This is a genomic window from uncultured Rhodoblastus sp. (genome assembly GCF_903903185.1).
GTDB lineage: Bacteria > Pseudomonadota > Alphaproteobacteria > Rhizobiales > Beijerinckiaceae > Rhodoblastus.
In genome coordinates this window covers 1-11669 of record NZ_CAIUXT010000164.1, presented here as the reverse complement: position 1 = coordinate 11669, position 11669 = coordinate 1, and the positions used below count along the sequence as shown (strand labels likewise).

General features: G+C 58.8%; 14 protein-coding genes. 13 read left to right on the top strand and 1 reads right to left on the bottom strand.

Annotated elements, in window-relative coordinates; genetic code table 11:
- Positions 1–504: 504 nt before the first annotated feature.
- The 13 genes from QZY01_RS15595 (at position 505) to QZY01_RS15535 (ending at position 11422) form a co-directional block, all read left to right on the top strand.
- Entirely contained in the window at positions 505–1695 is a 1191-nt protein-coding gene (locus QZY01_RS15595; RefSeq protein WP_294538754.1) for a site-specific integrase, read from the top strand.
- Between the two features lie 89 nt (positions 1696–1784).
- Positions 1785–2549 (top strand): hypothetical protein, encoded by a 765-nt coding sequence (locus QZY01_RS15590; protein WP_294538751.1) that lies wholly within the window; start codon positions 1785–1787, stop codon positions 2547–2549.
- Between the two features lie 127 nt (positions 2550–2676).
- A complete protein-coding gene (locus tag QZY01_RS15585) occupies positions 2677–2868 on the top strand; it encodes a helix-turn-helix domain-containing protein (protein ID WP_294538748.1) in 192 nt (63 codons plus the stop codon).
- Positions 2868–3188, top strand: a complete 321-nt coding sequence (locus QZY01_RS15580; RefSeq protein WP_294538746.1) for a hypothetical protein — start codon at positions 2868–2870, stop codon at positions 3186–3188. The genes QZY01_RS15585 and QZY01_RS15580 overlap by 1 nt, the downstream gene beginning before the upstream one ends.
- Before the next feature lie 32 nt (positions 3189–3220).
- Positions 3221–4228: an AAA family ATPase gene (locus QZY01_RS15575; protein ID WP_294538743.1), complete on the top strand. Its 1008-nt coding sequence runs from the start codon at positions 3221–3223 to the stop codon at positions 4226–4228.
- Positions 4229–4231: 3 nt separating this feature from the next.
- Positions 4232–4717 carry a hypothetical protein gene (locus tag QZY01_RS15570; RefSeq protein WP_294538740.1) on the top strand — a complete coding sequence of 162 codons (486 nt, stop codon included), beginning with the start codon at positions 4232–4234 and terminating at the stop codon, positions 4715–4717.
- Positions 4638–5147, top strand: coding sequence for a DUF5681 domain-containing protein (locus QZY01_RS15565; protein WP_342394903.1), 510 nt, complete (start codon positions 4638–4640; stop codon positions 5145–5147). The genes QZY01_RS15570 and QZY01_RS15565 overlap by 80 nt, the downstream gene beginning before the upstream one ends.
- A complete protein-coding gene (locus tag QZY01_RS15560; RefSeq protein WP_294538734.1) occupies positions 5144–5416 on the top strand; it encodes a hypothetical protein in 273 nt (90 codons plus the stop codon). The genes QZY01_RS15565 and QZY01_RS15560 overlap by 4 nt, the downstream gene beginning before the upstream one ends.
- Before the next feature lie 1020 nt (positions 5417–6436).
- On the top strand, positions 6437–7750 hold the full coding sequence (locus QZY01_RS15555; protein ID WP_294538731.1) for a phage major capsid protein: 1314 nt from the start codon (positions 6437–6439) through the stop codon (positions 7748–7750).
- Positions 7751–8045: 295 nt separating this feature from the next.
- Complete coding sequence (locus tag QZY01_RS15550; protein ID WP_294538729.1) at positions 8046–8261, top strand: hypothetical protein; 216 nt, start codon at positions 8046–8048, stop codon at positions 8259–8261.
- 670 nt (positions 8262–8931) lie between these two features.
- Positions 8932–9189, top strand: a complete 258-nt coding sequence (locus QZY01_RS15545; protein WP_294538727.1) for a PqqD family peptide modification chaperone — start codon at positions 8932–8934, stop codon at positions 9187–9189.
- Positions 9186–10301 (top strand): ATP-grasp domain-containing protein, encoded by a 1116-nt coding sequence (locus QZY01_RS15540; RefSeq protein WP_294538724.1) that lies wholly within the window; start codon positions 9186–9188, stop codon positions 10299–10301. The genes QZY01_RS15545 and QZY01_RS15540 overlap by 4 nt, the downstream gene beginning before the upstream one ends.
- 50 nt (positions 10302–10351) lie before the next feature.
- Entirely contained in the window at positions 10352–11422 is a 1071-nt protein-coding gene (locus tag QZY01_RS15535) for an alanine racemase (RefSeq protein WP_294538721.1), read from the top strand.
- Positions 11423–11470: 48 nt separating this feature from the next.
- On the opposite strand, the gene QZY01_RS15530 is transcribed toward QZY01_RS15535, so the two are convergent.
- Positions 11471–11669 (bottom strand): ATP-binding protein (locus tag QZY01_RS15530; RefSeq protein WP_294538718.1); only part of this gene is annotated, 199 nt, incomplete at its 5' end.

The following is an 11669-nucleotide window of genomic DNA, read 5'->3' as shown; positions in this document are numbered from 1 at the left end:
GGAATAGCCTCGCGACATCCTGCGCCTCCCGATTCAGAGGGAAACCAAGATTCGCCCATTTCCACGCCCAAGGGAATCCCCCAAATCATTCCGATTCACGCCAAGCGGGGACTGCTCTAAGGTCAAAGCCAAGCCCGGAAATAAGCGAGGGGCATATGATCCAACTTTTTATACAGACTCGATTACGTCACGCACCAAAGCCTTCGTCCATCAACGGCCACTGCAATCCAACGCCCTAAGTGGGACCCAAATTGGGGCCGGATATTTCGCTGATTGAGATAATTCATTAAAAACAATGCGGTCGGCGGTTATTATGGCGGAGGGAGCGTCCGTAGAATTACCGTTTTCCCTTGTTTTCCCCTGTCCGCTAATTCCCTAGAGAATCAAGGCTTTTAGGGCACAACCGTCTTTCCTTGTCCGCCATAATCCGCTATGATCCGCGTCAGATTGTAAGACCGATTGTAAGACCAAATCGGTTGGTGGAAGCTTTTTGGAGGCGGTGCGATGGCAAGCAAATTGACAGCGCGAAAGGTTGAGACGGCAAAGCCTGGGCGGCATGGCGACGGCGCCGGGCTTTGGCTGGTCGTTTCCCCTAGCGGCGCGAAGAAATGGGTTTTCCGCTTCACCTTTGGCGGCAAGGTCACGGAAATGGGCCTTGGCGCTGGCGACGTGCTGAGCCTCGCGACGGCGCGCGAGCGGGCGACGGAAGCGCGGCAGACGGTCGCAGCCGGGAAAAATCCAATTGCGCAAAGGCGCGAGGCGAAAAAGGCCGAAGCTGGAAAGCCGACCTTTGGCGCCGTCGCGGATGCAACAATAGATGCGCAAAAGGCGGGCTGGCGAAATGCCAAGCATTTGGGGCAATGGAAAATGACGCTTGGTCCGGCCTATTGCGCCTCGATACGCGCCAAGATCATTGACGAGATAACAACGGATGATTTGCTCGAAATTCTCGCGCCGATCTGGATTGAAAAGGCAGAAACCGCATCGCGCTTGCGTATGCGGCTTGAAGCGGTTTTCGATCATGCCGGTATCCGGCCAAACCCTGCCGAGCGTAAGGCTTTCGGCAAAAAGCTGCCGAGTCAGAAGAACGCCAAGCGCGGACACCATGCCGCGCTGCCCTATCCTGAAATCGAGCAATTCACAGCCGAGTTGCGCGCCATGCCGGGCGTTGGCGCTATGGCGCTGGAATTTGCAATTCTGACTGCGGCAAGGTCTGGCGAAGTGCGCGGCGCGAAATGGGAAGAAATCGACGTCGATGCAAAATTGTGGGTTGTTCCGGGCGAAAGAATGAAGGCCGGGCGCCCGCATCGCGTCCCGTTGAGCGACCGCGCCGTCGAAATTCTAAAGGATGCGCGCCCGCTTGCAAATCGGAGCGGTCTGATTTTTCCCGGCGCCCGATCCGAAAAGCCTCTTTCCGATATGACGTTGACCGCTGTGCTTCGCAGGATGGGGCGCGGCGAACTGACGGCGCACGGCTTTCGCAGCACCTTCCGCGATTGGTGCGGCGATAAAACCAGCTTTCCGCGCGACGTTGCCGAGGCGGCGCTGGCGCATGTCGTGCGCGACCAGACCGAGGCCGCTTACAGGCGCGGCGATGCGCTGGAAAAACGGCGCGAATTGATGGCGGCTTGGGCGCGCTATTGCGAGCCAAAGGCGGGCGACAATGTTGTGCAGATGACGCGACCGAGCGCATAATTCCGATAGCGTGGATAGGACGGCCATCCGACAAGCCGGGACGCATCACCCGGTTTCCGTGTTCCCTGCGATGCTGGCGGAAACGCGCAATGAAAAAGCCGAATGAGTTTTTGCTCACGATCAATAACAAAGCGGGGTGGCTTGATCGCGATTTAGATTTTTCAGATATTATTTCTATGCTTAAGTCACGGAATTGCAGTGAATCGGATATCCGAAATATTACGGAGCATCTGAAATTATCAATACTAAATTATGAAGGAAACAACAGTGCTGTTATGATTGATGAAAAAATTCAACATAATGCATCTGAAAATAATAATGATTTAAGTCAGGAAAGAATTAAGGATGGTTTCAAGGTTATGATTGATGCAGCAAATAAACTTAATGCAGCCGCAGATTTACTTCTTTCAATTGATGATAATTTATGGGCCGCACTTGAAATAATTGTTGCCGAACGCGACGGTAATTGGTTGCGGCAGTCCCCTGGCCTCGGATTGTCTCTTTCCCGAATGGTAAGAGGTGCGGCGGATACAGCCTCCAAAATTAATTTCTTTGTCCAGGACAATGCCCCTATTGCGTTGAAAGAGGTCTCTGGACGCGGCGCGCCTGCCAATCTGAAGCAACACATGCTCGCACGTTCAATCGCCTATGTATGGATGACATGGGTGAAACAGCGTCCAGTAAAGACGCGAGTTGATATAACCACTGTTGGCGATGAATCGTTCACTGGCGTCAAGGATCAACCGTTCACGCGGTTTTGTTCTGAGGTTGCAGCACTTTTGCCTGTAGGCTCACTGGAAAATGAAGGGGGCATGATTCGCATGGCAGTCGATTACGCCTGCGAAGACTTTTAGACCCTGAAACGCCCAAAAATCACGGGAAGCCGTTAATTCGGGGTTTCAAGGCGAATTAGCGGATTCGCGTGCACGGACCGGATAAGACACTCTGAGGCCATCGCAACACAAATAGATGGTGGTCAAGATGTCTCCGAGCTATCTCAACGAAACGCTGCTGGCGCATCGCGTTACCGATTTTTGCAAACGCATCGGAATCAGCAAAGCAACCTTCTGGAAATATGTGAAGGCGGGAAAAATCCACGTCATCCGCATCGGGGGGCGGACTCTGGTTCCCCATACGGAAGCGGTTCGGCTCTCGACCGAGGGGACGAACTGATGACCGGCGCCCCAGAAATGCGAACGCCCGGCCCGCGCGCCAACGCGGGAGACCGGGCGGAAGGCAATCACAACGTCGTCCCTTCTATCCCCACCGCATCCGAAAATCAAGCCCCTGAAGCCCGCTGGACGGTCGCATGGCCGCTTGCAGCCGATGGCCTTGCAACCGCTTCCCGACTGATCGCAGTCAACGGACTGCTGGCCGAAAGCGCGGCGATGCGCGGCGACATGGGCGAAGCCTTTTCTCGATTGAAAGCCTGCAATGCCGCGCTTTCCGAGGCGCGCGAAATTGTCGCAGCAGCGGGGAGAATCGCCCAATGAGCATCCCTCCTGTTGATTATGCCGAATGGCCGATGGAGCGGCGCAACGCTTGGTGGCGCGACCAAAACCGGGGCGGCGCAAGCCCCGCGTTCAAATTGCCCAAACCCGCCTGCCGCGCCGATGGGCGGCCAGTTGTTGCGACGGACCGCAAGACCTTCACGCCTGCTTATACAAGCGGTCTGGTTACTCTATCAGCGGCGGCGCTTCTCAAGCGCGAGTTCCCCCCGCGCGAAATGATGATCGCGCCCTTTTTTCCGGAAAAGGGCATCGCTATGGCCTTTGCGGAGCGCGGGATTGGTAAGACGCATTTCGCGATGGGCGCCGCCTACGCGGTTGCCAGCGGCGGAGAGTTCATGCGGTTTAAAGCGCCACGCGCAAGGCGCGTCGTCTATATCGACGGCGAAATGCCGGGCCTGACCCTGAAGGAAAGGCTCGCCTCAATTGTCGCCAACGCGGACCGTGAAGCACCAGACGACTATTTAAATTTTGTCGCAGCCGACTTGCAGCCGGACGGCCTGCCCGATCTGGCAAACCCGGATGCCCATAAATTCTATGACGCCGCAATCAAAGACGCGGACATGATCGTGGTCGATAATCTCTCGACGATCTGCCGGGGCTTGCGAGAGAACGACGCCGATTCGTGGGGGCCTGTTCAAGAATGGTGCTTGCGTCAGCGGGCGGCTGGAAAGTCGGTTTTGTTGGTTCACCATGCGGGCAAGGGCGGCGCCCAGCGCGGGACCAGCAGGAAGGAAGACGTGCTTGATACGGTCATATCCCTGCGGCGGCCCGTCGATTACGTGGCTTCGCAGGGCGCGCGTTTTGAAGTGCATTTCACCAAGTCGCGGGGCTTCTATGGCGCCGACGCGGAACCGTTTGAAGCGCAGCTTGTCGGCGGCCAGTGGACGACCAGCGAGATAAGACCAGCCGACGACGACGACGCGATAATGGCCTTCAAATCGCAGGGCCTGAGTTTCCGCCAAATCGCGGATCGAACCGGCCTCGCCAAGTCAACCGTTGCTGACAGATTGAAGAAAGGCTGACCTATGAGCTTGCGCGCCCTCGCCCTTGCCTATCTCGAAAAGGCCGCTGTCCGGAAAGTGTCCGGGCCGGACAGCGTAGGGGTGTCCGGTCCGGACAGTTGGCCTCTATCCCTAGAGAAACAAGGGATTGAGGGTGTCCGGCATCTGTCCGGCGCCCGGACACCTAATCCGGACACTTTGTCCGATCCGGACAGAGCCAACAACCCGGACAGGCAGGACACTTCGGACACTTCGGACATTTCGGACAGACCGGACATTTCGGACAGACCGGACACTTCGGACACCATGCGGCGCGGCGTCGTCATCGACATTGCCGCGCATTTCGCCAAGGCCCAACGCATCGCCGACGCCAAGAACCTAGAGGCGGCGCGGCGTGGCGAGACCGATCGATTTTGCCGATGCGGCGACTATGCCGGTCGCGCATCGCGCATCGCGGGGCGCGAGGTCTGGCGATGCGAGCGATGCGAGGAAGGGCCGGACCATGGCTGAAACAACAGGGCGAAAACAGCGCGGAGCGCCTTTTCAGAGAGGCCGATCCGGCAACCCGGCTGGCAGGCCGCAGGGCGCACGCCACAAGGCGACGATGTTGGCGGAAAAAATGATGGAAGACGACGCGGCGGAAATCGTGAAGGCGGTTATCGCGGCGGCGCGGTCCGGCGACATGACGGCGGCAAAAATAATTATTGATCGCATCGCGCCACTGCGGCGCGGGCGCCCGGTCCGGCTTGACCTTCCTCCGGTGGAAAGCGCGTCGGACGTTGCGACTGCGACGGCGGCGCTTGTGGCGGCAATGGGCGCGGGCGAAGTGACGCCGGATGAGGCCATGACAATCGCCAGCGTCTTTGAATTGCGGCGCCGGGCGCTCGAAAGCGAAGAATTTGAGCAACGGCTTTTGGCCCTGGAAGGGCAAAAACGATGAACAGGATTTTTGAATCCCGGTTGAAAGCGCTTGAAGCGGCGAAGAGCGTTACGTCTGGCCCGCCCAAAATTCCGCCCGAGTTGCGAGCGATCCTCGACGAGCTAGCTGCACATGCGGGGCGGACCGGGGCGGAAAGCCAAGCCAGCGCCGTTGCCCGCGCGATGGGCATGGACAGCCGGACGATGCGCGACCTGATTAAGCGCGACCACTTTCAGTTCTGGACGCGCGTCCTCGACACTGCTGCACGTACAGGAAGGATAGGACATTGAGACAGACAACTGCATTACGACTTGGCCGGCTGGAAAGCGCAGCCACCGCGAAGGCAGGAGGCCCTACGGCTATCGTCTGGCAGGTCGTGGGAAAAATCGGCGACGAGCCTGTGCGATGCGAGAACCTGCGGACCGGCCAGTCATGGGCCCGCGAGCCGGGCGAAAGCGCCTCGGCCTTCGAACTGAGAGTGGTAGAGGAGGCCCGCAGACTGCCTGGCATGCCGTGGCTTGTCATGCATCCGGCCGAGCAAACTTAAAACAAATCAAAACATTTTCAGCGTGTTCAAGATTGGAATTCGCGACCAATCGGCCGCTTTGGTCCCTCTGCCTCTTTTTGGCTTGGGCCTCCTCATCGCGGCATTTGTCCCATTATGCGGAGTTCCTATCCGCCATTTAAACAGTATATCTTATTGATTTTGATTGATTTTCTGCATCCGATTTGGTGGCGGTATTACAACTGGTCTTACAATGCGACATAAATTAGGGCGAGTTTAGGCGGGCAAGAGGCGTCGGCCATTACGCGCCGCAAGGCGATCTATGAGGAATTGCACCCAGAGACGAAGGCGGAAGCGTTTAAGGGAAACCGTCATACTGGAAGTCTAGCAAGCGAAAATTCTGCGTTCGCTAGCGCCACTGCGGACGCGACAAACAAAAGCCGTCGGTCTGTCGAAATAGCCGCCGCGCGTGGCGAAGCCCTCGGCGATGATCTCGACGCCATCGCGGGAACAAGCCTCGACAAGGGCGTGATTAAGCCGCCGCCTGCGTGAGAAGATCGCCGCAGATACTTGCCTCTAGCCCTGCTTTGTGGCACACTATACCTGCCTTTCGTCGATGTAGGGGCGGGGTTGTCCTTGTGTCCCCGCCCTCTTTCCCTCGAAGGTCCCGCCGTGATGGCAGGTTAAAAGTCCTCCCTCGTGATGAGGGGCGGCAAACGCGCTGAAGTGATTTCGGTCGCATCGCCGCGAGCAGCCCTCGGGATGAGGGCTAATCGCACGTAACCCCATCCCAGGGGCGTGCAATATGAATTATCAACATTTACAGCCGAGCCATGGGCTCGAAACAAAGAGCTACACATCCTCCGATATCAAAAACCTCGTCGAAGACGTCGGGCGCGGCTTTGAGGCCTTCAAAGAAAAACACAGCCGCGAGCTTGCCGAACTGAAGCGCGGCCGATCCGACCCGATCAGTTCCGAAGAGACCAATCGCATCAATTCGGCTATTGACGTGATGCAGCGTCGCGTCGACAGCGAAATACTCGATATCAAGCGCTCGGCGATCTTCTCCGCCGCGCGCGAGGACCTTTCGCGCCAGTCACGCGAGGCCAACGATTATTCGCGCAAGTTCGACAGCTATTTGCGCAAAGGCGGCGACAATAACAAGATGGAGCTGGAACGGATCGCGGAGACCGTTCCCGAACTCAAGGCGCTTTCGTCCAACTCCGAAGCGGACGGCGGCTTCACTGTCCTGCCGGCCGTCGAGCGGCAGTTGATTTCCTTGGCGCTGCTGATTTCGCCCATCCGCGCTTATGCGGGTGTGCAGGCGATCTCGACCGGCTCATATAAGCAGCCCGTGAACAAGCGCGGCACTACGGCGGGATGGGTTGGCGAGACCGATCCGCGCGCGCAAACCGCAGCGTCGCAGCTTGCGGAAATCGAGATCGTGCCCGGCGAAATTTACGCGCAGCCGGCCGTGACTCAGCAGATGCTGGACGATTCGTTTATCGACATCGAACAATGGGTGGCGAGCGAGGCCTCCACGATCTTTGCTCAGAAGGAAGGCGCGGCGTTCATCTCTGGCGACGGGTCGAAGAAGCCCAAGGGCTTCTTGACCAGTTCCATCGTCGCGGATGCCTCTTGGGCGTGGGGTTCCATCGGCTATTTTGCGACCGGCGCCAGCGGCGACTTCACGGCCGTTTCGGCAACGCCCGGCGCTGGCCCCGATGTGTTTTTTGACGTGATATATGGCCTCAAGCCACAGTATCGAGCAAATGCCCGTTGGGCTTTCAATCGCCGCGTGCAAGCGAGATTGCGAAAATTCAAAAACAGCTACGGCGAATATTTGTGGCAACCCTCCCTCGTTGCTGGCGCGCCGGCGACGTTCGCGGGCTACGAGATCATCGACGCAGAAGACATGCCGGACCTTGCGGCAAATTCCTATTCCGTGATCTTCGCGGACTGGAAATCGTTCTATCGTATCGTTGATAGGATCGGCATCCGCGTGTTGCGTGATCCGTTCTCGTCGAAGCCCTACGTCTTGTTCTACACGACCAAGCGCGTAGGCGGCGCGGTGGTGAACTACGAGGCTGCGAAAATCCTCAAAGCCGGCACGTCGTAAAAAGACGGTAAAGCGCCCCGCCGCACGGACGCACTGTGGCGGGGCGGTCTTACTCTGGTATCGCCCAATCCTAAATCGAGGAATAATCCATGAGCAAAGACTTTAACCCGCGTGAACTTGAAGCGGACCTGTCGCGGTCGGACGCCGTTAGGACGGTCGCATACGTCAAAAGCCGTCATCGTGACGACTCGAACCCGGCCAAAGGAATCCCGGTCGAGGCGCGGAAAGCCTTCTTGAACGGAGTGACCGCCGGCTGGGTTGGCGACTTTTTGCGCGCCTAATCGAGGAATAATCCATGCGCTCGATTAATCCCGCAAAGCTGCGCATGGTCTTCGACGCGCTCGAAGCGTGCGGTGGCGAGGCTGCGACTTTCGCGCGTTCGCGGCGCCGGCAATACATGCCGCGCATTGAGCGCGCGGAGATCGAGCAGCGTGCGGAGCAGCGCGCGCATCCCGCCACGGCGTCGCGTGGCGGATTCCGGGAGCTTATCGAGCACATGGCGGCCATGTAGGCTGCATTCGAGAAGAAAACTGTCCGCGCCTGTCCGCCCAAATTCGCCCTAATCCATGTCGAATTGTAAGACCAATTGTAATACCGCTCGCAATCGCGTTTCGGAAATCATCATTAAAACAATGGGATAGATTGCGTTAATGGCGGAGGGAGCGTCCGCGATTTTTATGCGATAAAATTATTATTTTCAATATGTTATAACTTTCGACTGAAAACGACCCCAGCAATAACCCCAGTCTCGAATTGACGATCAAACCCATCCCTTCGTGCCAACATTGCCTGGTTCGGCAAACCGCCGGAGTTTTCGCGGCTGAGGGTCCACTATAACCCGAATTGCGGTCATTAGGGAAAGGACCGCTCTGCGCCAATAGCAGGCTTTGCGGTCGTCATTCGCCGATCAATAAGTTTGACGAAAAGCCGCCATTCCCGAACGAGCGCATCCGCCACGAGGCGCGACGCCATAGCGGTGAGCAAGACTGCTATCCAGGCGCAAAGATGCTGCCCCCGCTTGAAGCGGCAATTGGCGATCTCCGGCAAAGCATGAGCGCGACCCATTAGCGCCCGACCCAAGAAATCTGATTTCGATAAGCCCGCCGTCTTGACGTGGGAATTACTCCCACGTATATCGACGCTGTAAGTGGGAAGTTTTCACACGCAAAGGGCGATCAGCAATGACTGAGATCACATCCATGCAACGAAACCGTCTGGCCGGTCTGGCTGTGTCCGAAAGAGGCTTCGTCTTCGATCCGCAATCCGGCCAGAGTTTCTCGGCCAATGGCGTTGCGCTGGCCTTGTTGGCGCTGCTTCGCGCAGGCGCCGACGAGGAGGCGGCGACCTCTCGTCTCGCCGCGCAATTCGACCAGCGCCCGGCGCTGGTCCGTCCCGCCGTCGCGGCTTTCCTGCGCCAGTTGACGAGGTATTTCCCATGATCGCCCAATTTTCCGCCAAACCATCGCAGGAATGGACGATCGGCCTCACCGGGATGAACGCCCGCGCGGACAATCCGGGCCCCGGCTTTGCCGTCGCCCGCTGCATCCGGCATGACAGAAATTTCGCCGGCCGTTTGATCGGCCTCGGCTACGACGCCCTCGATCCCGGCCTGCATGCCGAAGCCGTCATCGACCGGGGATTTCTGCTGCCTTATCCCTCCGAAGGTCCGGCCGCCCTGCGCGAGAGGCTGGACGAGATTTTCGCGCAAACGCGCTTCGATGCGATCATTCCATCGCTCGATGCGGAACTGCCCAATTTCATCGCTAATGAGGCCTGGCTGCGGGAGCGCGGCGTGCGGGCGCTGCTGCCGACCGCCCATCAATTGCGTCGCCGCGACAAGGATCGGCTGCCCGAACTCGCCGCGGCGGCGGGCGTGCTGACGCCCTCTTGCCGGCGCATTGGCGATCCGTCCGCCTTGGAGCGCCCGGAGGAGTTGGATCTCGCCTATCCCTATGTGCTCAAGGGATCTTTCTATGACGCCGCCATCGTTCATTCCGTCGCCGAGGCGCGGGCGGCTTTCCACAAGCTGGCGGCCTTGTGGGGCTACCCGATTCTGGCGCAGCCCTTCATCGCCGGCTATGAAGTCAATCTCTGCGGCCTCGCCGATGCGGCGGGCGAACTCGTTGGCCATGTGTCGATGCGCAAACGCGCGCTGACCGACAAGAACAAGGCCTGGGCCGGCGTCAGCATCGTCGATCCGCAACTGGAAGACATGGCGCGCCGCCTTGTCGCCGAACTGGGCTGGCGCGGACCCTTCGAGGTCGAAGCCTTGCGGGATGCGGAAGGGGCCTTGCATCTCATCGAGATCAATCCGCGCTTTCCGGCCTGGGCCTATCTGACGGCCGGCGCCGAATACAACCTGCCGCAAGCGCTTCTGCATTTGCTCGAAGGACGCGCCTGCGCCTTGCCGCTCCAGGCCGTCGCCGGTCGCTGCTTCATCCGCTTCGCCGATGAAGTGGTGCTCAACCTCGCGCAAATGGAGGCGATCAGCCTGTTTGGCGACACCGGGCGCAACGACCGCGCCAAGGCGTTTTTAAGTGCGGCCATGTGACCTTCGCCTCCATTCCCTTGCAATCAAGTCAACAAACAAGCGAGCCCGTCATGAAAAACCTGCCTTCCGCCCCCCAATGGGAAACCCCGCTGCTCAAGCCGCACGGCCTCGGCGACCTCAACAAATTCGGACGCCGCACGGCGCGGCGCGACCTGATCGAGGCTATCGACGGCGTCAGCGTGCATGAACTGGTCGAGGCCTATGGCTCGCCGGTCTTCGTGACCTCCGAACGCCGCCTGCGCGAAAACATCCGCAAGATCAGGCGGGCCTTCGACAGCCGCTGGCCCGACGTAGTCCATGGCTGGTCCTACAAGACCAATTACACCACCGCGATCTGCAATATCCTGCATCAGGAAGGCTCGATCGCCGAAGTCGTCTCCGGCTTCGAATATGACAAGGCGCGCCATAATGGCGTCGCCGGTCACGACATAATTTTCAATGGCCCGAACAAGAAACGCGTTCAGCTTGAACGCGCCATCGACGAGGGGGCGATGATCCATGTCGATCATTTCGATGAACTGGCTTTGATAGGCGACATCGCCAGCGAGCGGCGGCAAAACGTCCGCCTCGCCCTGCGCCTGACCTTCGATACTGGCTTCACCGAGGCCTGGAGCCGGTTCGGCTTTCATCTCGAAAGCGGACAGGCGCATGAGGCGGCGCGGCGCATCGCCGCCCATCCCTATCTGCAGCTCCATGGGCTGCACAGCCATATCGGCACCTTCATTCTCGATCCGCGCGCTTATGAATCCCAGGTGAAAATCATGTGCGGATTCATGCGCGAAGTTGAAGCCGGGCAGGATCATCTGATCGACTATATCGACATCGGCGGCGGCCTGCCGTCGCGCAACGCCTTGCAGGGCGTCTATCAGCCGCCGCAACAGGCCGTTCCAGATCTCGATGATTACGCCGAGGCGATCTGCGGCGCGCTGGCCCGCGAAACGCAATACCGGCTCGATGCAGGCCAGAAACGGCCGCGCCTGATTTTCGAAAGCGGCCGGGCCGTCGTCGACGATGCGCAAAGCCTGATCGCCAGCGTCTGCGGCTTGAAAATGCTGCCGGATGGCCGCCGGTCGGCGATTCTCGATGCGGGAGTCAATGTGTTGATTTCCGCGAGGAACTGACCCGGGATTTTCACTGAGAACTGACCCGCCTGAAACTATGGTTTGGGGTCAGGTTTGCGTCAAGTTTTTGGCTATCTCCTTTCGTCCTTTTGTCGCTGCGGCGCTCGCTTTGAAGCGGAAGCTGTCGTTGCCGGTCTCGACGATATGGCAGTGGTGCGTGAGGCGGTCGAGCAGCGCGGTTGTCATTTTGGCGTCGCCGAAGACGCCAGCCCATTCGCTGAAGCTCAGGTTGGTCGTGATGACCACG

Coding starts and splice junctions, on each gene's coding strand:
- QZY01_RS15540 (WP_294538724.1), top strand. CDS start 9,186: ATGATCGCCCAATTTTCCGCCAAACCATCGCAGGAATGGACGATCGGC.
- QZY01_RS15585 (WP_294538748.1), top strand. CDS start 2,677: ATGTCTCCGAGCTATCTCAACGAAACGCTGCTGGCGCATCGCGTTACC.
- QZY01_RS15590 (WP_294538751.1), top strand. CDS start 1,785: ATGAAAAAGCCGAATGAGTTTTTGCTCACGATCAATAACAAAGCGGGG.
- QZY01_RS15535 (WP_294538721.1), top strand. CDS start 10,352: ATGAAAAACCTGCCTTCCGCCCCCCAATGGGAAACCCCGCTGCTCAAG.
- QZY01_RS15560 (WP_294538734.1), top strand. CDS start 5,144: ATGAACAGGATTTTTGAATCCCGGTTGAAAGCGCTTGAAGCGGCGAAG.
- QZY01_RS15565 (WP_342394903.1), top strand. CDS start 4,638: ATGCCGGTCGCGCATCGCGCATCGCGGGGCGCGAGGTCTGGCGATGCG.
- QZY01_RS15545 (WP_294538727.1), top strand. CDS start 8,932: ATGACTGAGATCACATCCATGCAACGAAACCGTCTGGCCGGTCTGGCT.
- QZY01_RS15570 (WP_294538740.1), top strand. CDS start 4,232: ATGAGCTTGCGCGCCCTCGCCCTTGCCTATCTCGAAAAGGCCGCTGTC.
- QZY01_RS15575 (WP_294538743.1), top strand. CDS start 3,221: ATGGAGCGGCGCAACGCTTGGTGGCGCGACCAAAACCGGGGCGGCGCA.
- QZY01_RS15550 (WP_294538729.1), top strand. CDS start 8,046: ATGCGCTCGATTAATCCCGCAAAGCTGCGCATGGTCTTCGACGCGCTC.
- QZY01_RS15595 (WP_294538754.1), top strand. CDS start 505: ATGGCAAGCAAATTGACAGCGCGAAAGGTTGAGACGGCAAAGCCTGGG.
- QZY01_RS15580 (WP_294538746.1), top strand. CDS start 2,868: ATGACCGGCGCCCCAGAAATGCGAACGCCCGGCCCGCGCGCCAACGCG.
- QZY01_RS15555 (WP_294538731.1), top strand. CDS start 6,437: ATGAATTATCAACATTTACAGCCGAGCCATGGGCTCGAAACAAAGAGC.